This window comes from Pseudomonas sp. FeN3W (assembly GCA_030263805.2).
Classification (GTDB): Bacteria; Pseudomonadota; Gammaproteobacteria; order Pseudomonadales; family Pseudomonadaceae; genus Stutzerimonas; species Stutzerimonas stutzeri_G.
In genome coordinates this window covers 4,032,337-4,051,928 of the sequence record CP136010.1, presented here as the reverse complement: position 1 = coordinate 4,051,928, position 19,592 = coordinate 4,032,337, and the positions used below count along the sequence as shown (strand labels likewise).

16 protein-coding genes and 2 pseudogenes are annotated in these 19,592 nt (G+C 61.9%); 10 read left to right on the top strand and 8 right to left on the bottom strand.

Annotated elements, in window-relative coordinates; genetic code table 11:
* The first annotated feature begins 84 nt into the window (after window positions 1-84).
* Together P5704_019065 and chrA are read left to right on the top strand one after the other, a co-directional pair.
* The gene (locus P5704_019065) at window positions 85-1,026 is read left to right on the top strand and encodes a chromate resistance protein (GenBank protein ID WOF78107.1); all 942 of its coding nucleotides are present in this window, start codon (window positions 85-87) and stop codon (window positions 1,024-1,026) included.
* Window positions 1,019-2,386, top strand: coding sequence for a chromate efflux transporter (chrA, locus tag P5704_019060; protein ID WOF78106.1), 1,368 nt, complete (start codon window positions 1,019-1,021; stop codon window positions 2,384-2,386). Before P5704_019065 ends, chrA begins: the two co-directional genes overlap by 8 nt.
* A gap of 98 nt (window positions 2,387-2,484) precedes the next feature.
* Here chrA and P5704_019055 read toward each other — a convergent pair whose 3' ends face one another.
* From P5704_019055 to P5704_019045, 3 genes are all read right to left on the bottom strand, one after another.
* The gene (locus tag P5704_019055; GenBank protein WOF78105.1) at window positions 2,485-2,691 is read right to left on the bottom strand and encodes a hypothetical protein; all 207 of its coding nucleotides are present in this window, start codon (window positions 2,689-2,691) and stop codon (window positions 2,485-2,487) included.
* Between the two features lie 124 nt (window positions 2,692-2,815).
* On the bottom strand, window positions 2,816-4,210 hold the full coding sequence (locus P5704_019050; protein WOF78104.1) for a heavy metal sensor histidine kinase: 1,395 nt from the start codon (window positions 4,208-4,210) through the stop codon (window positions 2,816-2,818).
* Entirely contained in the window at window positions 4,207-4,881 is a 675-nt protein-coding gene (locus P5704_019045) for a heavy metal response regulator transcription factor (GenBank protein WOF78103.1), read from the bottom strand. Before P5704_019045 ends, P5704_019050 begins: the two co-directional genes overlap by 4 nt.
* Before the next feature lie 445 nt (window positions 4,882-5,326).
* Between P5704_019045 and P5704_019040 the strand changes: the two genes are divergently transcribed.
* Genes P5704_019040 through P5704_019015 form a run of 6 tightly spaced genes read left to right on the top strand, consistent with a single transcriptional unit; the run spans window position 5,327 to window position 10,975 of the window.
* Complete coding sequence (locus P5704_019040; protein WOF81278.1) at window positions 5,327-6,364, top strand: efflux RND transporter periplasmic adaptor subunit; 1,038 nt, start codon at window positions 5,327-5,329, stop codon at window positions 6,362-6,364.
* Window positions 6,364-7,944, top strand: a complete 1,581-nt coding sequence (locus tag P5704_019035; GenBank protein WOF78102.1) for an efflux RND transporter permease subunit — start codon at window positions 6,364-6,366, stop codon at window positions 7,942-7,944. The genes P5704_019040 and P5704_019035 overlap by 1 nt, the downstream gene beginning before the upstream one ends.
* Complete coding sequence (locus tag P5704_019030; GenBank protein WOF78101.1) at window positions 7,911-8,609, top strand: efflux RND transporter permease subunit; 699 nt, start codon at window positions 7,911-7,913, stop codon at window positions 8,607-8,609. Before P5704_019035 ends, P5704_019030 begins: the two co-directional genes overlap by 34 nt.
* Window positions 8,576-9,445, top strand: a complete 870-nt coding sequence (locus P5704_019025) for an efflux RND transporter permease subunit (protein WOF78100.1) — start codon at window positions 8,576-8,578, stop codon at window positions 9,443-9,445. The genes P5704_019030 and P5704_019025 overlap by 34 nt, the downstream gene beginning before the upstream one ends.
* Window positions 9,438-9,740, top strand: a complete 303-nt coding sequence (locus P5704_019020) for a DUF3240 family protein (GenBank protein ID WOF78099.1) — start codon at window positions 9,438-9,440, stop codon at window positions 9,738-9,740. The genes P5704_019025 and P5704_019020 overlap by 8 nt, the downstream gene beginning before the upstream one ends.
* Complete coding sequence (locus P5704_019015; GenBank protein WOF78098.1) at window positions 9,740-10,975, top strand: TolC family protein; 1,236 nt, start codon at window positions 9,740-9,742, stop codon at window positions 10,973-10,975. The genes P5704_019020 and P5704_019015 overlap by 1 nt, the downstream gene beginning before the upstream one ends.
* 288 nt (window positions 10,976-11,263) lie before the next feature.
* Here the strand turns inward: P5704_019015 and P5704_019010 are convergent.
* Window positions 11,264-11,647, bottom strand: a pseudogene (locus P5704_019010) (transposase).
* A 216-nt stretch (window positions 11,648-11,863) separates the two neighbouring features.
* Between P5704_019010 and P5704_019005 the strand changes: the two are divergent.
* A pseudogene (locus P5704_019005) lies at window positions 11,864-12,797 on the top strand (recombinase family protein).
* A gap of 214 nt (window positions 12,798-13,011) precedes the next feature.
* Here the strand turns inward: P5704_019005 and P5704_019000 are convergent.
* The 4 genes from P5704_019000 to P5704_018985 form a co-directional block, all read right to left on the bottom strand.
* Window positions 13,012-14,277: an OprD family porin gene (locus P5704_019000; protein WOF78097.1), complete on the bottom strand. Its 1,266-nt coding sequence runs from the start codon at window positions 14,275-14,277 to the stop codon at window positions 13,012-13,014.
* A 103-nt stretch (window positions 14,278-14,380) separates the two neighbouring features.
* Window positions 14,381-14,986 (bottom strand): peroxidase-related enzyme, encoded by a 606-nt coding sequence (locus P5704_018995; protein ID WOF78096.1) that lies wholly within the window; start codon window positions 14,984-14,986, stop codon window positions 14,381-14,383.
* 57 nt (window positions 14,987-15,043) lie between these two features.
* Complete coding sequence (locus P5704_018990) at window positions 15,044-16,726, bottom strand: AMP-binding protein (protein ID WOF78095.1); 1,683 nt, start codon at window positions 16,724-16,726, stop codon at window positions 15,044-15,046.
* A gap of 294 nt (window positions 16,727-17,020) precedes the next feature.
* Window positions 17,021-18,043, bottom strand: coding sequence for a UV damage endonuclease UvsE (locus tag P5704_018985; GenBank protein ID WOF78094.1), 1,023 nt, complete (start codon window positions 18,041-18,043; stop codon window positions 17,021-17,023).
* A 318-nt stretch (window positions 18,044-18,361) separates the two neighbouring features.
* Here P5704_018985 and P5704_018980 point away from each other — a divergent pair, with 318 nt between their 5' ends.
* A complete protein-coding gene (locus P5704_018980) occupies window positions 18,362-19,525 on the top strand; it encodes an isovaleryl-CoA dehydrogenase (GenBank protein WOF78093.1) in 1,164 nt (387 codons plus the stop codon).
* The last annotated feature ends 67 nt before the right edge of the window (window positions 19,526-19,592 follow it).

The following is a 19,592-nucleotide window of genomic DNA, read 5'->3' as shown; positions in this document are numbered from 1 at the left end:
GAATCGAACCCTCATCCCGGCAGTGCATTTTCCTGAGAACAGAGCTAAAGTAGAGATTCATACATTTTATGTTTGATTCTCTACATGAAAAATTGGCTTCTTCTTGTGTTGGCACTCCCCACGGCCAACGCGACCGAACGTATGCGTGCCTGGCGGGCGTTGAAGGCTTGCGGCGCTGCCGTGCTGCGCGACGGTGTGTACCTGTTGCCTGAGCAGGACGCGGGCCGCGAGGCGTTCGAGTCCGTGGAGCGCGATGTGACGGTCAGCGGCGGCACTGCGTTTCTGCTGGCATTCCCGGACGAAGAAACTCGCTTCGCCGGCCTGTTCGACCGGAGTGAGGAGTACAGCAAGCTGCGCGACGAAGTCGCCGCGTGCAGGGAGGGACTGCTTCCCGAGAACGCCCTGCAGGTCGCTCGCCAGGTCAGAAAACTGCGCAAGAGCTTCGCCCAGTTGGCCCTGATCGACTTCTTCCCCGGCGTTGCGAAGCAGCAGACGGAGACCGCGCTGGAAGCGCTGGAGACGGCAATCAGCCGTGCCCTCTCACCTGATGAACCGCACATTCAGGATCATCCCGTCACGCTGCTGGACCACAGTCATTACCAGGGGCGTCGCTGGGCAACCCGTCGACGTCCCTGGGTCGACCGGCTGGCCTGTGCCTGGCTCATCCAGCGCTTCATCGACAGCGGCGCGGAAATCCTCTGGCTGGAATCCCCGAGCGACTGCCCCGCCGATGCACTGGGCTTTGACTTCGATGGCGCCGCGTTCAGCCATGTCGGGCACCGCGTCACCTTCGAAACCCTGATCGACAGCTTCGTGCTGCAGGCTCCAGGCCTTTCACGCATCGCCGCGCTGGTTCACTACCTCGATGTCGGTGGCAGCCAGCCTGCGGAAGCGTCCGGCATCGAGCGTGTCCTGGCGGGCCTGCGCGAGAGCATTACCGATGACAACCAACTGATGGCAGCGGCAAACGGCATCTTCGACGGGCTGCTGGCGGCCTTTGCCAACGAGGAAAACGGTCATGGCTGAAACGACGACGCTGGCCACGGGCGAAGCCCCCCTCAAGCCAGCGACCCCGGTGGGCTTGTTCGAAGCGTTGCTGTTCTGGCTGAAGATCGGCTTCATCAGCTTTGGCGGGCCGGCAGGACAGATCTCCATCCTCCACCAGGAGTTGGTGGAGCGTCGCCGCTGGATCAGCGAGAAGCGCTTTCTGCATGCCCTGAACTACTGCATGTTGCTGCCCGGGCCCGAGGCCCAGCAGCTCGCGACCTACATCGGTTGGTTGATGCACCGGACCTGGGGCGGGGTGATTGCTGGCGGGCTGTTCGTGCTGCCGTCGCTGTTCATCCTGATCGGGCTGTCGTGGGTCTATATCGAGTTCGGCAACGTTCCGGTGGTTGCCGGGATCTTCTATGGCATCAAGCCGGCGGTCACCGCGATCGTCGTTCATGCGGCGCACCGCATCGGTTCCCGGGCATTGAAGAATGGCTGGCTATGGGCGATCGCCGCAGCATCCTTCGTCGCCATTTTTGCCCTGAACGTCCCGTTCCCGCTGATCGTTCTGGCCGCTGCCGTGCTGGGCTACATCGGCGGAAAAGTGCTGCCGGACAAGTTCGTGACCGCTGGCAAGCATGGCTCCGGGAAGGCCAGTTACGGGCCTGCGCTGATCGATGACGATACACCGCCACCCGCGCATGCCCGTTTCCGCTGGAGCTATCTGCTCAAGCTGATCCTGATCGGTGCGGCGCTATGGATGCTCCCCATGGGGTTGCTGACCGTCATCTTCGGCTGGCAAGGCACTCTGACCCAGATGGGGTGGTTCTTCACCAAGGCTGCGTTGCTCACCTTCGGCGGTGCCTACGCGGTGTTGCCCTATGTCTACCAAGGTGCGGTCGGTCACTACGGCTGGCTGTCGCCCACGCAGATGATCGACGGCCTGGCCCTGGGGGAAACAACGCCGGGGCCGTTGATCATGGTGGTGACTTTCGTCGGCTTCATTGGCAGCTACATCCACCCGATGTTCGGCACCGACCATCCGTTCCTGGCGGGCGCGGTGGCGGCTGTGCTGGTCACCTGGTTCACCTTCCTGCCCTCGTTCCTGTTCATCCTTGCCGGCGGTCCGCTGGTGGAGTCGACGCACAACGAACTGAAGTTCACAGCGCCGCTGACCGGGATCACCGCCGCCGTGGTAGGTGTGATCCTGAATCTGGCGTTGTTCTTCGGTTACCACGTGCTCTGGCCCAACGGCTTTGGGGGAGGATTCGAGTGGGCCTCCGCACTTATCGCCGCGGCCGCCGCTATTGCCCTGTTCTACTTCAAGCGCGGTGTGATCCAGGTGCTGGTGATGAGTGCACTGGCGGGGCTGGCGGTCCAGCTGTCGATGCGTTGAGGAGGATGCCGTTTGAGGGTGATCCGGGGCAGGCGGTCAAGCGCCTGCCTCAAGATCGAGGGGGAAGGAGGAAGTAGAGAAACAGCACATCCATGAGCCTAGGATGGGCTTTTAGCGTTTTCCTTTTCTTTGGTCTCTGCCGGTTTGGCTTTGTCTGCGGTGTCTTTTTCACCCCAGAGGCGTTTCTGGTCCTCGCGGAATTTCTTGTTGAATTCGATCGAGCGGTCGTAGCCATCTTCGGCAAATACCGGTGTCGTCACACCAACAGCCAGTACACCGATGAGAAGCGCTTGGGTCAGTCGCATTTTCAGAAACTCCAGGGGTTTGGATCTCAATGGATCGTGAGATTTTCGATACCCCTGAAGCTTAAAGAAGCGTCTCTGACGACAACGTGAGGCGCGAATTACAATGTTGAAAGACGCCTTGGGCTCAGAGACGGTTCACCGGAAAACTCAGGTGGAACCAGGTAAAGCCCGAGCCCGTTATTTCTACCTTCGCCACGCCTTGGTGCAGGCTCATGATCGATCGCACGATGGCAAGCCCGAGGCCTGTGCCTCCCTCGCTGCGCGCACGCCCTTTGTCGACCCGATAGAAGCGTTCGAACAGATGAGGCAGGTGCTCTTCCGGAATACCTTGGCCTGGATTGCCTACGCTGAGCCTGATGTGCTCCTGCTCACGGTGAACCTTCACCACTACAGCCTGCCCTTGTGGGCAGTAGCGAATGGCGTTGGAGAGCAAATTGGACACTGCCCGTTGAATCATCAGGCGATTGCCTTGGATCACATCGACACTGCCTGACACATCGAGCCGAACGCCGCTCTCTTCGGCACTCAGGCTGAACAAGTCACTGACCCTCTGCACCTCGTCGACCAGTGCCACCGTCTCGAATTGCACCAAGGCTGCAGGCTGGCTGACATGTGCCAGGAAAAGCATGTCGGCCACCATGCTTTTCATGCGATCCAGCTCCTCGGCGCAGGATTCCAGCACCTCACGGTACTCCTCCGAGCTGCGTGGTCGTGACAGGGCCACCTGTGCTTTGCCCATCAGGTTAGTGAGCGGAGCACGCAACTCGTGGGACAGGTCGTCCGAGAACTGCGATAGCTGCTGCACGCCACCGTCCAGGCGGTGCAGCATAAAGTTGATGCCGTCCGCGAGCTCCAGCAGTTCGATCGGCAAGCGGTCGGTAGGCAGCCGATGCTGCATGTTGTCGGTGGAGATCTTCGACGCGACTTTCAGAAAGCGCGTAAGCGGCAGCAAGCCCCGGCGTACCGTCCACCAGGCCACGACCATGATCAGCGCCAGGATGAAGGGTGACGCCATCAGGGCCCAGCTCAGCATCGCCCGGAGCAATTCGGCATCGGAGGATTCATCCACGGTCATGTACACACCGACCTGGGTACCGTCAGCCAGACGCATGAGCTGGGAAACGCTGAGCATGGGCATGCCCAGTTCGTTGTTCCACTCGTAGAACTCCACTTGATCGTTGGCAGGAAAGCTGGTGAGTTCGGTGGTTATCTTTTTCGAGCCGATGGTCAGCAGGGGGATTCGGCTGTTTGCCGTATCGAAAATGCTGACGAACAGGTTGTTGTGGCCCATCGCAAGGTCGACCAACTGGTGGGAGTCTGCGGTGACCTCGGACAGATCCGCGACGGTCGATAGGTTATGGGCCATGCCACCCATCTTGGTGATCAGGCTGCTTTGCGCCGTGCGCTCCAGCGCCTGGCCGAGCATCAGGTAGCCCACGATAGAGAGCAGCACCAGCAGTATCACGCTCATCAAGCCGACTTTGAGTCCCAACCTGGCGGCCAGGCTGAAGCGCTTCATGAACGCTCCTCGATCACATAGCCCACACCGCGCAGGGTGTGGATAAGTTTGTTCTCGAACGGATCGTCGATCTTGGCGCGCAGGCGCCGGATCGCCACGTCGATCACGTTGGTATCGCAGTCGAAGTTCATGTCCCAGACCAGGGAAATGATCTGCGAGCGGGTCAGGGCTTCCCCTGGGTGGCTCATGAGCAGGCGCAACAGGGCGAATTCCTTGGTAGTCAGCTCGACGCGCAGGTCGCCCCGGAACGCGCGGTGGCGACCCGGATCCAGCTCAAGGTCTGCGACCCGCAAGGTCGGGTGGTCCACCACCTTGTCGCCACGCCGCTGCAGCGAGCGGATGCGGGCAAGCAGTTCCGGAAACTCGAACGGCTTCACTAGATAGTCGTCGGCGCCGCCGTCCAGGCCCTTCAGCTTGTCGTGCAGGCGGCCACGACCGGTCAGCATGATGATGCGAACCCGACTGGTCTTGCGGATCGTGTCGAGCACGTCCCAGCCGTCCACCTTGGGCAGGTTCACATCCAGGATGACCAGGCCGTAGGTGTTGTGCTGGAACAGGTGCAGCGCATCGACACCATTACTTGCCCGGTCAACGATATAGCCACTTTCGGTAAGCCCTTGCTGAAGATATTCGGCAGTTTTGGCTTCGTCTTCCACTACTAGAACACGCATTATTTGTTTATCTCAAATTAAAAAAGTATTCGGGTGTCAAATAAAAAAATATTCATTTATTTCTTGAAGTGTCATTGCCTCATGCACCGAACCAGCATGGTGATCATCGATGAATCAATCTTAAAACGAAAATCAGGAGGGAGGTGGAATCCTTCAAATTTGTAATTCAGCGGTAACGTTCCTGATAGTCACCCCCCTCTAGAATCGAACCTGTAGAGGAGTCTACGACAATCTCCTTCCATGCAAAGGGTGCAGCAGACGAGTGGGTTACTCATGTGTGTCCTGCGACCGCGCTCGCCTTGCGATTTAAAAATCCTCAAAGACAGGTCTAAAGCATGCCCATGTCATGGCGCTTCACGGGGAACTTTCGATGAATAACGAACATTATCTGCGCAGTGTAAAGGGGCTCTCTTTCGCCATCGCTTTTATTATTTCAGGGCCTGCCATGAGTGCTGAGAAGTTCTCTGTCGCCAATGAACAGATTCAAGCGCTGGGTATCAAGACGTCTGCTGTGCAAAGCATGAAACAGACGGTCAGCACGCGATATCCCGGCCAGGTTGTCGTGCCTCCGAAAGCGGAGCAGATCGTCAGTTCCCCACTTGAAGGTGTGGTGGTGCAACTGCTGGTGGGCGAGTACCAGGCCGTTCGCAAAGGCGAGCCGGTCGTGCGCCTGTCCAGTCCGGCGATGAGCCAGCTCCAGCTCCAGCTGTTGCAGGCATCTGCCCGCGCCACGCTGGCCCGGCAGGCCTACACCCGGGAACAGAAGCTGTTCGATGAGGGCATCATTCCGCAGCGTCGGGCGCAGGAAGCCCAGGCAACGCTGAAGGAAGCGGAAGCGACTCTGGTGCAGACCAAGGCCGAACTGGCCCTGGCGGGAATGACCCCGGCCATGATCGAGCAGGTCATCCGCTCCGGGATTCCTTCCGACAGGATCACCCTCAGCGCCGTTCAGGACGGCATTGTCAGCAACATCTCGGTCCGGCCCGGCCAGCGGGTCGACGGTGCCACGTCGCTGCTGAACATCACCCAGGTCGATGCGCTGTGGCTGGACGTGCAGATTCCGGCCGCGGCCAGTATTGGCATTCAGCCGGGCGCGGGCGTAACGGTGGTCGACAAGGGCATTAATGGGCGTGTCATCAACCTGAGCCCGACCCTCTCGGCTACCAGCCAGTTCGTGGTGCTGCGCGCCGAAATCGAAAATGCCAACGGCGCCCTGCGTCCCGGCGAGCTCGTCACCGTGGAGATCCCGGTTCAGGCCGCTGGCAAATCCTGGGACATCCCTCTGTCTGCCGTCGCTCGCAACAAGACCGACTCCGTGGTGTTCGTCCGCACGCCCGACGGTTTTGAAGCCCGCCCGGTCAAGGTCGAAGTCAGCGCGGGGCAACTGGTCCGTGTCCAGGGCAACATCAGCGAACAGGACCAGGTTGCCGTCGCCGGCGTGATTGCGCTGAAAGGCGCCTGGCTTGAAGAGGACGGTGAGTGATGCTGAGCCGTCTTATCCAATTCTCTTTGTCCCAGCGCCTGTTCATGGTGCTGGCGACGCTGTTGCTGACCGGCGCGGGCTGGTATGCCTACCGTGGGCTGCCCATCGATGCCTTCCCTGATGTGGCCAGCACCCAGGTCAAGGTGATCATGAAGGCACCGGGGATGACCCCGGAAGAAGTTGAAAGCCGGATTGCCGTGCCGATCGAAGTGGAAATGCTCGGTATTCCCAAGACCAAGATCCTGCGCTCGGTCACCAAGTACGGCCTGGTCGATGTCACCATCGATTTTCAGGATGGCACTGACATCTACTGGGCGCGGCAACAGGTTTCCGAGCGTCTCGGCAACCTGAGCGACAGCCTGCCGGACGGCATCAGTGGCGGCATGGCGCCGATCACCACACCGCTGGGCGAGATGTTTATGTTCACGGTGGACGGTACAACCTTGTCTCTGGTCGAACGTCGCAGCCTGCTCGACTGGGTGATCCGGCCGGCGCTGCGTACCGTACCTGGCGTGGCGGATGTGAACTCCCTCGGTGGCCAGGTCAGGACCTTCGAGGTACTGCCAGATCCCATCCGCATGGCTGCCAGCGGCGTGAGCCTTGAGCAGCTGACCAACGCGGTCAACACCAACAACCGTAACGACGGTGCCGGCCGACTGGGTGAAGGTGACGAAGTCCTGCTGGTACGCAGCGAGGGCAGCATCCGCACCCTGGATGACCTGCGGGCCGTTGTGGTCAATTCCAACAGCTCCAGCCCGGTGCGGGTTGGCGACCTGGCCGAGGTTCGCCTTGGCACCCTGACCCGCTACGGCGTGGTGACCCAGGATGGCAAGGGCGAGGCTGTGCAAGGCCTGGTGCTCGGCCTGGCTGGCGCCAACGCCCGCCAAGTGGTCGCCGGTGTGCAACTGAAGCTCAAGGAACTGGAGGCCACACTACCGAAAGGCATCACCATCACCAGCTTCTACGATCGCTCGTCGCTGGTCGATAAAGCGGTAGGGGCTGTGTCCAAGGCGCTGATCGAGGCCACCGTGTTGGTCATCGTGTTGCTGGCCCTGTTCCTCGGCAACGTTCGCGCAGCGCTGACGGTTGCCCTGGTACTTCCGCTGGCGGCGTTGATCACCTTCATCCTGATGCGCTTCGTCGGCATGTCCGCCAACCTGATGAGTCTGGGAGGGCTGGCCATTGCCATCGGCATGTTGGTGGATGCCGCGGTGGTGGTGGTCGAGAACATCGTCCAGCGTCTGGCCACCGATCCTTCCGGTGGCAAGCTGCCGCGTCTGCACATCATCTACCGGGCGGTGCGCGAGGTCGCGGTACCGGTGACGTCCGGCATCCTGATCATCATCACGGTGTTCCTGCCGCTGCTCACCCTGCAGGACCTCGAAGGCAAGTTCTTCGTCCCGGTGGCGCTGACCATCGTCTTCGCTCTGGCGGGATCGTTGCTGCTGTCGCTGACCGTGATCCCCGTGCTGTCCTCCTACCTGCTGCGCGAGGTCAAGCACGAAGACCCTGGCTTGCCCGCAAGCTGCTGGGCATCTATGGCCCGGTGCTGGAGTGGGGGCTTGGCCGGCAGAAACTGATCGCGATCATCGCTGGCGCCATGTTGGTCGTCGCTGGCCTGGTCTACACCCAGGTGGGCAAGACCTTCATGCCGACCATGGATGAAGGCGACCTGATCGTGGGTATCGAGAAACTGCCATCGGTCAGCCTCGAACAGACGGCCGAGCTGGACAAGAAGATCCAGACCGCGCTGATGGCAGCGGTCCCGGAGATCCGGGGCATCGTGGCGCGGGCCGGTTCCGACGAGATCGGTCTTGATCCCATGGGCCTGAACCAGACCGATACCTACCTGCTGCTCAAGCCCATGAGCGAATGGCGGATGGACACCAAGGAAGAGCTGATGGACGAGGTCCGCAAGGTGCTCGATCCAATGCCGGGTATCGGCTACAGCTTTACCCAGCCCATCGAGATGCGCGTCTCCGAGATGATCATCGGTGTGCGCGGCGACCTCGCCGTGAAGATCTATGGCCCTGACCTGGGCACCCTGAGCCAACTGGGCGGCAAGATCGAGTCGCTGCTCAAGACTGTGCAGGGCAACCAGGACGTCTACACCGTGCAGAACGACGGTGTGCAGTATCTGCGCGTGGAGATCGACCGGCTGCAGGCTGGCCGTTTCGGCCTGAGCGTCGAGGCCATCAGGATGCACTGCGCGTGCAGATCGAAGGCCAGCAGGCCGGCCTGGTGATCGAAGGCAACCAGCGCACGCCGATCCTCATTCGCTCGGACGAGTCGGTGCGCACGTCGCCGGCGGACTTCAACGCGGTGCGGATCACCACGCCGGATGGCCAGACCATTCCGCTGAGCAGCGTGGCGAGACTGGAGCGTGCCGATGGCCCGGTGAAGATCGACCGGGAAATGGGCAGCCGCTACAGCGTGGTGATCGCCAACGTCAGCGGTCGTGACCTGGTCGGCTTCGTCGAGGAGGCCAAGGCGCTGGTGGCTCAGCAGGTGGAACTGCCCAACGGCTATCGCATCAGCTGGGGCGGCCAGTTCGAGAACCAGCAGCGTGCGGCTGCCCGGCTGTCCATCGTCGTTCCCGTGGCGCTTGGTCTGATCTTCGTCCTGCTGTTCTCGACCTTCGGCTCCGTGCGCCAGGCGTTGCTTATCCTCAGCAACATCCCCTTCGCCCTGGTGGGCGGCATCGTCGCGCTGTGGGTCACTGGCGAGTACCTCTCGGTGCCAGCGTCGGTGGGGTTCATCGCTTTGTTGGGTATCGCGGTGCTCAACGGCATCGTGCTGGTCAGTTACTTCAACCAGTTGCATGGCGAAGGCCTGCCACTGCGGGAAGTGGTGCTCCAGGGTGCCCGTCGCCGGTTACGCCCGGTACTGATGACCGCCTCGATCACCGCCTTCGGTCTGGTCCCACTGTTGTTCGCTACCGGGCCCGGCTCCGAGATCCAGCGGCCGTTGGCCATCGTGGTGATCGGCGGTTTGATCACCGTCACCGCGCTCACCCTCATGTTGCTCCCGATTCTCTATCTGCGATTCGCCCACGCGAAAAAGGAGGCCAAAGATGCCTGATACCTGGTTGACGCTGCTCTGCACCCCAAGCTTGGAGGAGAAGCTCATCGACCACCTCCTGGTCGTGACGGGGAACCAGATCTTCACCAGCACACCGGTTGCGGCGCACGGGCTGTCCACCGCGGCACTCAATCCGATGGAGCGTGTCATGGGGCGGGCCAAGGCTGTGCAGATCCAACTCGTGGTGGAACGGCAGCAACTCACGGAGGTGCTGCAATCCCTCAAGGAGGAGTTTCCAAATACCGGGCTGCGCTATTGGACGGTCCAGGTCAGTAACTTTGGGGAGTTCGTGTGATGAAGCGCCTTGTTCCCCTGGCTCTGCTGATCAGTGTGTGTGGCACGGCCGTGGCGCAACCTGCCGCTCCGGCAAACATTCTGCCCAAGCCGCTGGTGGTGTCGCTGCTCAACGCCGATCCCCGCGTGGCCTCGGCACGCTCCAGCATGGATGCCGCCATGCTGGAGGCTGGCATCATCCGGCGTTCGCCTTATGAATGGACGGCCACGGCAATCGGCCAGCAACGGCGTACCGACGCTGGCCCCAACTACAACGAATGGAACGTGGGTATCGAGCGCACGGTGCGCCTGCCTGGCAAGGCCAGTGCCGACCAGGACATCAGTTCGGCAACGCTGCGATTGGCAGATGCCACCTATGGCGAAGTCCGTCATGAAGCCGCGCGGGAACTGATGACCCTGTGGCTGGATTGGCTGGTGTCGGAGCACGCGCTCACCATCGCCAATAAAGGCCTGGCCTCAGCCAAGGAAAGCCTGGCGGCGGCGGAAAAACGCAACCGTGCGGGTGACGCCTCTAAGCTGGATGTAAGCCTGGTCAAGGCGGAAGTGGCCGAGCAACTGCGACAAGGCAACGAAGCCAAGATAAAAGCCGCTGCGAGCTGGGCAACACTGTCGCGGCGCTTCCCTGGCATCGAGCGCAAAGTGGTTGATCTGCCCATTCCTTCGGCCGAACTCGGTCAGTACGACACCTGGCGCGAGCGGATCCTGGCCGAAAGCGATGTGCTGCGTCGGGTCGAAGCCTCTCTGCTGAGAAATCAGGGGCAATCGGCCCGGGCGAAGGCTGACAGGGTGCCGGATCCTACGTTGGGGGTATTCACCGCCTCCGAGCAGGGCAACCGTGAGCGCATCTACGGTGTCAGCTTCAGCATGCCGATCCCCAGCGGGTCGCGCAGTGCTCGCTACAGCCAGGCGCTGGCCCAGGAGAATGCGGCTCGCGAGGATGTCGACCTGGCCAAACGCGAGCTGGAAGCCGGGATTGCCCGTGACGTCGAACTGGCTTCAGGTGCTTACGAGAGCTACCTGATCGCGAAGGATGGCGCCGCTGCCATGACCCAGAACGAAGCACAGATGCAGCGTGCCTACGAACTGGGCGAGGTGGATCTGCAGTCGTTGTTGCTGGCTCGCCGGCAAGCCGTCGCATCGTCTACCAGCGCCCTGCAGGCCCACGCGGATACGCTGCGCACCCATCTGTCGCTGTTGATCGATGCCCACTGGATATGGGGGTTGGACGAAAGCTGAGTTGTTGCGTTGCCCGGCATAGGCCGGGCAACCTTTCAGAATCGTAATGAGTTACTCATGCTCCGGTTAGTTTTCGGCAGCAATGATAGGAAACGGCCAGTGACCACAGCTGAATAATAAACGGCCGTCCTATCTCAATAAGGGAAGGTCTGAAGTAACCCTGTATTTCCGGTCGACTTCAGCCCTTGCTGCTTTTGAAAGCGGGCCGTCGATCAAAATCGACCAGGTAACCCGCTCAGTTCTCCGTTTTTGGCCGCCGCGAGCACCTCGCAGCAGCCATTTTCCGCATTACAGGTGCACCTTTCCTGCGGTAGTCAGCAAATGTCGGCGCGCCATCCATAGGTTCGACAGCGCGAACAGCGTCACCAGCTGAGCGGTGTTCTTGGCCAGGCCACGGAAGCGCACCTTCACGTAACCGAACTGGCGCTTGATCACTCGAAACGGGTGCTCGACCTTCGCTCGCACTTGTGCCTTGGCCTTCTCGATCTTGCGCTTGGCTTTGTACAGGGCGCTGCGTTTATCGAGCTTCTTGTAGGTGCTGCGGCGTGCTGCGACCTGCCAGATCACTTCGCGGCCCGCATGTTCGGGGCGCTTTTCGACGCCGGTGTAGCCGGCATCGGCGCAGACGACGTTCTCGTTACCGTGCAGCAGTTTGTCGACCTGGGTGATATCGGGGTTTGGGGAGCAACGGAACAGAAAGTGCACTTAAGCCCAGCGCCTGCCCGCAAACCCTTGTGGCGTCTGGTTAGTTCGGGAAAACCAAGGTTTTGCCGAACTCTATCGAGGAATGGCTCGGTTCGTTAAGCTCCCCACGCTACGGTTCAAATAACTGGTACGCTTTATCAAAGTTCAACTATTACTAACGTAGTCGAGTAAACGGTACTTTTGATGAAGATCGGTTATGCGCGAGTGAGCACTCGGGATCAGAAAGCCGACCTACAAGTCGATGCCCTGAAACAGGCCGGGTGCGAACGCATCTACCAAGACATCGCCAGCGGCGCGAAAGCGCCCGTCCGGAACTGGACAAACTGCTGGCCAACGTGCGTCCGGGTGATGCCGTGGTGATCTGGAAACTGGATCGCCTCGGGCGCTCGCTCAAGCACCTGGTCGAGCTGGTCGGCGAGCTGGCAGAGCGTAAGGTCGGCTTGCAGAGCCTGAATGACCCCATCGAACCACCCATGCCCAAGGCCGCCTGGTGTTCAACCTGTTCGCCTCGCTGGCCGAGTTCGAGCGCGAGCTGATCCGCGAGCGGACTCAGGCGGGCCTGTCGGCCGCACGGTCGCGGGGCCGGATCGGTGGCCGTCCCAAGGGTCTGCCCGCCAAGGCCGAGGCCACCGCCATGGCGGCGCAAACGCTGTACCGCGAGGGTCGCCTGAGCGTCAGCGCCATCGGCGAGAAGCTACACATCTCCAAGAGCACACTGTACAGCTACCTGCGCCACCGGGGTGTCGAGATCGGCGCATACCAGAAGAGCGCCCGGTCACGCGATCAGCAGATCACGGCCTCGTCGTCATCGCCGGCAGAGCCGCCCGCTGTCGAGCGGGTGGCCACCGTCACCCTGCGCCTGGCGGTGGTGAATAACAGCAAGTTCGTGCGCGGCCGGAAACGGGCCAAGGAGAACATCGAGCGCTACTGCCTGGAACCCTACGGCATGAAACGGCTGGAGTCGGGCCACTACGAGTTGGCCATTTCGTATCGAAGCGACGACGAGCTGGACAAGACCGTGCACGACCTGCTGACCGAGATCAGCCAGGAAGCCGACATGCGCAACTGCTTCATCGAGGCGGATGCCTGGGAAGAAGGCACCGAGCGCAGGTGGTAGGGCTTACGTTGGTTTTTGGTTCCATTGCTCCCCAAACCCCATGATTGAGCGGTAAAAGCCTGCAAATGGCGGACAAAATGCCAGTATCTACGGCGCCATGTGGGTGGTCGCTCTGCATCGGATCGCGAGCGCCGATAGAAGCCCGCCCCTTGAAAAAAGCCGGGCCTAGGCGGCCCGGAAATTTCCAACGAGGAGGTTCACAGCGGTTTCGCGGTTACCACAACGGCAGGCTGTAGCTGACGATGAAGCGGTTCTCATCCAGGTCGCTCTGGAAGTTGCTTCGCGTGGTGGCGTTGCGCAGCTTGAAGCCGAGGTTCTTCAGCGGGCCGCTCTGGATGACGTAGGCGATGTCGGTGTTGCGTTCCCAGGTCTTGCCTTCACTGGCGCCAGCGCCACGGTCGACGTTGTCGCCGGAAACGTAACGGGTCATCAGCGACAGCCCGGGAATGCCCATGGCGGCGAAGTCGTAGTCATAGCGGACCTGCCAGGAGCGTTCGTCCTCGTTGCCGAAGTCGTTGATCTGCAGCAGGTTGATCAGCGCGTTATCGCCACCGGCAACGTAGGCGAAGCCGGTATCGCCGCTCATGTGCTGATAGCCGCCGGTGAAGGCATGGCCGCCGTGCTTGTAGGTGAACAGTGCGCCGAACGAATCGTTGTCGACGTTGCTGCCGCCATCGTCGGTGGAGCGCACATAGCGCAGGTCGGTCTTGAAGCTCTGCGACTCGCTGATCGGCAGCACATGGACCAGGCTGAGATTGTGCTGATCGTAGATGCCGTCCAGCCCGCCATAGTAGTAGCTGGTGGCCAGCTGCGACGTCCAGTCGTAACGGCCGCCGGCGAAGAAGAATTCGTCGCTCGTGGTATTGCTGCCAAAGGTAATGTTGCGCAGCCCGCCATTGAACACCGTCATCTCTTCGTAGTTGGAAGAGTCGCGGTAGCTCGTACGATCCAGCATGCCGAGGTCCAGCGTGAGGCCGGCGACTTCCTTGCTTTGCAGCCAGGCGCCGCGATAGATGTTGGGCAGCAGGCGACTGTCGTTGCGCATCAGCACCGGAATCACCGGTTGCAGGGTGCCCACGTGCAGCGTGGTCGCGGACAGCTTGGCCTTCGCGGTCAGGCCCGCCGTGCCGTAGTCGTCCTCCGGTTCACCGGAAGCCGAGCGTGGCAGGAGGCTGGTGCCACCGCGACCGGAGCCGGAGTCGAGCTTGACGCCGAGCAGCCCGATGGCATCCAGACCGAAGCCGATGGGGCCTTCGGTGTAGCCGGATTCCATTTTCAGCATGAAGCCCTGGGCCCATTCCTCGGCCTTGGACTGAGCGGCGCCAGACTGCCGGAAGTCGCGGTTCATGTAGAAGTTACGCAGGTCGATGCTGGCTTTGCTGTCTTCGATGAAAGCGGCCGAAGCCGTGGTGGACATGCCCAGGATGGCTGCGGCCAGACTGGAAAGCAGGAAGATTCGACTTGCTGGTCTCAGTTGCATAGCTTTCTCTCTTGTTGTTGTGATCGTTGATGCAGCTGTTGGGCCCGGCTGCGAACGTCCCCGGGCCCGGATTACCACCTCATGCGGTAATGCGATGCCGCGCTCAGCGCGCGGGGCTCCTGGGCACGCGGCCCAGCAGGTAGAACTCGTCGTTGGGCGGGGTCCGCGCCATGGACACCAGGCGGTTGGAGAGGCCGAACAGCCCGGCGATGGCGCCGATGTCCCAGATGTCATCGAGGCTGAAGCCCTGCGCCTCCAGCCGTGCCTGCCAGGCGTCGTCCAGCACGCCGCGCCCGGCGGCCAGGTGCAGGGCGAAATCGAGCATGGCGCGCTGGCGTTCGGAGATTGGCGCGGTGCGGTAATTGATCGCTATCTGGTCGGCCAGCTGCGCGTCCTTGGCGAGGATGCGCAGGATCGCGCCATGGGCGACCACGCAGTACAGGCAGCCATGGTCAGCGCTGACCGCGACCACGATCATCTCCTTCTCGGCCTGGGTCAGGCTGTCGGCTTCGCGCTCCATCAGCGCATCGTGATAGGCGAAGAAAGCGCGAAACTCCGCCGGCCGATGGGCCAGCATGAGAAACACGTTGGGAATGAAACCGGCCTTTTCCTGCACGGCGAGAATCCGTTCGCGCAGGTCGGTGGGTAGTTCGTCGAGGCTGGCGGGCAGCGGAAAACGGCTGATCGGCTGAGCAATAGGCAGCGCCATGGGAAGCTCCTTTTCGGATGAGCGAATGGCCGGCCGGGCGAACCCGGCCGGTGCCGGTCAGTGCTGTTCGCTGATGCCCAGCTCGACCACGCTGATCTCGCGCATGCGGAACTTCTGAACCTTGCCGCTGATGGTCATCGGAAACTCATCGACGAACTTGATGTGCCGCGGCGCCTTGAAATGGGCGATGCGGCCCTTGCAGAACTCGCGCAGTTCCTCGGCCTCGGCCTGATGCCCCGGATGCAGCTTGACCCAGGCGACGATCTCCTCGCCGAATTTGCTGTCCGGCACGCCGATCACCTGCACGTCGGCCACCGCCGGATGGGTGAAGAGAAATTCCTCGATCTCGCGCGGGTACACGTTCTCGCCGCCGCGGATGATCATGTCCTTGTTGCGGCCGACGATCTTGATGTAACCCTCGTCGTCCATCACCGCGAGGTCGCCGGTGTGCATCCAGCGCGCGCCGTCGATGGCTTCGCGGGTGGCGTCCGGGTTGTTCCAGTAGCCGAGCATCACGCTGTAGCCGCGGGTGCACAGCTCGCCGATCTGCCCACGCGGCACCACCGCGCCGTGCTCGTCGACGATCTTGCTTTCCAGGTGCGGCTGGGTGCGACCGACGCTGGTCACGCGGCGCTCCAGGTCGTCGTCGGCGCTGGTCTGGGTCGACACAGGGCTGGTTTCGGTCATGCCGTAGGCGATCTGCATTTCGACCAGGTGCATGTCGTCGATGACGCGCTTCATCACCTCGATCGGGCAGGTGGAACCGGCCATGATGCCGGTGCGCAGGCTGCTCAGATCCAGCGACTGGCGCTCCGGGTGGTCGAGCATGGCGATGAACATGGTCGGCACGCCGTACATGCCGGTGGCCTTTTCCTCGGCCGCCGCCTGCAACGCCGCCAACGGCTCGAAGGCGGCGCTCGGGTAGATCATCGTGGTGCCGTGGGTGACGCAACCGAGGTTGCCCATGACCATGCCGAAGCAGTGGTACAGCGGCACCGGGATCACCAGGCGATCGTGCTCGGTCAGTTTGAGGCTCTCGCCGACCATGTAGCCGTTGTTGAGGATGTTGTAGTGGCTGAGCGTGGCACCCTTGGGAAAGCCGGTGGTGCCGGAGGTGTACTGGATGTTGATGGGGTCGTCGAACTGCAGGCGCTCGCCGCACTGGCGCAGCTGCTCGGGGCCGACCTGCTCGGCCATCTCCACCAGCGCCTGCCACTGCAGCATGCCATCCACCGGCTTGTCGCACAGGCTGATCACCCCGCGCAGCTCGGGCAGCATATGGCTCTGCAGGGCACCAACGGCGGCGCTTTCCAGCTCCGGCAGCAGCTCATGGAGCATGGCGTGGTAATCGGAAGTCTTGAAGGCATCGGCGCAGATCAGCCAGCGGCAGCCGGACTGCTTCAGGGCGTACTCGAGTTCGCTGAGGCGGTAGGCGGGATTGATGTTGACCAGCACCACGCCGATCTTCGCCGTGGCGAACTGGGTGATGCACCACTGGGCATTGTTCGGTGACCAGATTCCCACTCGCTCGCCAGCTTGCAGTCCGAGGGCCAGCAGGCCACGCGCGCAACGGTCCACCGCCTCCGCCAGCTCCGACCAGGTGTAACGCAGCTGCTGATGGCGCACCACCAGGGCCTCGCGCTGGGGAAAGCGCTCCACGGTACGATCGAACGCCGCGCCGATGGTCATGGGCAACAGGGGTTTGCTCTGCGGTCCGCAGGTATAGCTCGGAAGACTCATGACGATTTTCCTCAGTCTTATGTTTGTTATGAGGCGTGATTCGCAAGGGCGCTGGCGCTGCTGACAGTCACCCTAGGCCGCGATTACGTTAACGTAAAGGTAACTAACTGACAACATGCTCCGGGGTAGGCGAAAGTCGAGCCTTGGCAAGCAGTCAAATGGCCATTATCTGGTGACGGATATCGGCTTCAGTCGCGTTCAGATCGGCGCTGGCACGCCTGTCTGAAGGCGTACCCAAGCGGTGCGGAAACAGCTGCGCGAGGGCCATCGCAACGATGCCGCGGGAACACCTCGTCAAGCGCCTTCGCGCTGGTACTCGTGATGGAAGTCGAGGGCGGCGAGGTTCTTGTCCTTGGCCTCGAGCATGATGTCGAAGCGATCCAGAAACTGAAACGCATAGCGATTCGTCCAGCGGTTCCACATGCGTTTGCTATGCGCATAGAGGTCGCGCTTGCTGACCTGCTCCAGCAGCACGGGGATTTCCAGCTTCTGCTCCGGTGCGAAGCCGAGCTCCATCAGGCTCTCCTGCGGCTGCGAGTAATGCATGGTCGGCCGCACACCGCGCCAGCTTTGCAGAATGCGCTCGATGCGCGGGTCGTCCGGCTCGATGTAGCGGTCCTCGTGAATCCAGCAATGATGGATGTCCAGCACCACCGGCGCGAGGTCCGCGAGACTCAGGCAGTCGTCCAGGCCATAGGTCTTCTCGTCGTTCTCGAAGGTGATGCAGTGCCGCGCCTCGGTCGACAGGCGCGTCCATACCGCACGCACGCCCTCGGCGCCGAGCCGTCCGGCGATATGCAGGTTGCACTTGAAGTCCTGAAAGCGCCGGCCGTAGCCCATCATGCGGATCATGTCGGCGTGGTATTCGAATTCCGCCAGGCTCCTCTCCACCACCTGCTGCTTGTCCGACCCCAGCACGCAGTACTGGCCGGGATGCATCGACAGGCGAATGTCATGACGGCGCGCCAGCTCGCCGATTGCAGCAAAACCGGTGATGAGACGATCCTGAATTTCAGGCCGCCGGTAGAAAGGCGCGATCTCGGCATGGCTGTAGAACGGCAGCAGGTCGCTGGACAGACGCAACATGCGCAGCATCGGTGGCAGCGTAGCGACGTATTCGAGCAACACCCGCTGGGCGTTCAGGTTGTGCTCGACGATCTCCTCGAGCCTCGCCTCGGCCGCCTCGCGTCCCACCGAGGCCATCCAGCGCAGCGTCGTGCTGCGCGGGTTGAAGGTGCGCTCGATGCGCTCCAGCTCCTTCAGCGAGAGGCTCTGTTGCGGGTGGCGATACATGCAGGCGAAGCCGATGCGGGGCATGGAGTTCCTCGTCGATGGCAGGCCGACGTTGCGGCCATTGCCTGTTTAGTCCCACCGGCCTCGCGCCGAGTGCCCCTCCACCGACGAAACACCCCCGCACGCCCAACCGGCGACCACACCTTGGCGAGCCTATGCTTGCAGGCATGCCGACATCGGTGATGTGTTGACAGAGCGCCAGCGTACCTTTACGTTAACGTAAAGCAGCGGGCGATCATCCATGCCAATGGACCTCGAACCGCTACCAGAACGCCGGCCCGCATTCCCCCGGACGAACGAACTCTCTGAACACAGAGCAATTACAAGACAAGCAGGTGGCTCATGAACTACTCCAGCCTCAATTTCGCCCTCGGTGAAACCATCGACATGTTGCGCGAGCAGGTGCAGGCCTTCGTCGCTGCCGAGATTGCTCCGCGCGCCGAAGCCATCGATCAGGAGAACCTGTTCCCGGCGGACATGTGGAGAAAATTCGGCGAGATGGGTCTGCTCGGCGTGACCGTCTCCGAAGAGTACGGTGGCGCCGGCCTCGGCTACCTGGCCCACGTGGTCGCGATGGAAGAGATCAGCCGCGGCTCGGCCTCGGTGGCCCTGTCCTACGGCGCGCACTCGAACCTGTGCGTCAACCAGATCAACCGCAACGGCAACGCCGAGCAGAAGGCCCGCTACCTGCCCAAGCTGATCAGTGGCGAGCACGTCGGCGCGCTGGCCATGAGCGAACCCAATGCCGGCTCCGACGTGGTCTCCATGAAGCTGCGCGCCGAGAAGCGCGGCGACCGCTACGTGCTCAACGGCAGCAAGACCTGGATCACCAACGGCCCGGACGCCAACACCTACGTTATCTATGCCAAGACCGACCTGGACAAGGGCCCGCACGGCATCACCGCCTTCATCGTCGAGCGCGACTGGAAAGGTTTCTCCCGCGGCAACAAGTTCGACAAGCTGGGCATGCGCGGCTCCAACACCTGCGAGCTGTTCTTCGATGACGTCGAGGTGCCGGAAGAGAACGTGCTGGGCGTCGAGAACGGCGGCGTCAAGGTGCTGATGAGCGGCCTGGATTACGAGCGCGTGGTACTGGCCGGCGGCCCGACCGGGATCATGCAGGCCTGCCTCGACGTGGTGGTGCCCTACATCCACGACCGCAAGCAGTTCGGCCAGAGCATCGGCGAGTTCCAGTTCATCCAGGGCAAGGTGGCCGACATGTACACCCAGCTCAACGCCAGCCGCGCCTACCTCTATGCCGTGGCCCAGGCTTGCGACCGTGGCGAGACCACCCGCAAGGACGCCGCCGGGGTGATCCTCTACACCGCCGAGAACGCCACGCAGATGGCCCTGCAGGCGATCCAGATCCTCGGCGGCAATGGCTACATCAACGAATTCCCCACCGGCCGCCTGCTGCGCGACGCCAAGCTCTACGAGATCGGCGCCGGCACCAGTGAAATCCGCCGCATGCTGATCGGACGCGAGCTGTTCAACGAATCCAGGTGAGCTGCGGGCGGAGCAACGCCCAACCCTCGTAGGGTGGAAAACCGCGAAGCGTTTTCCACCGCAGTCG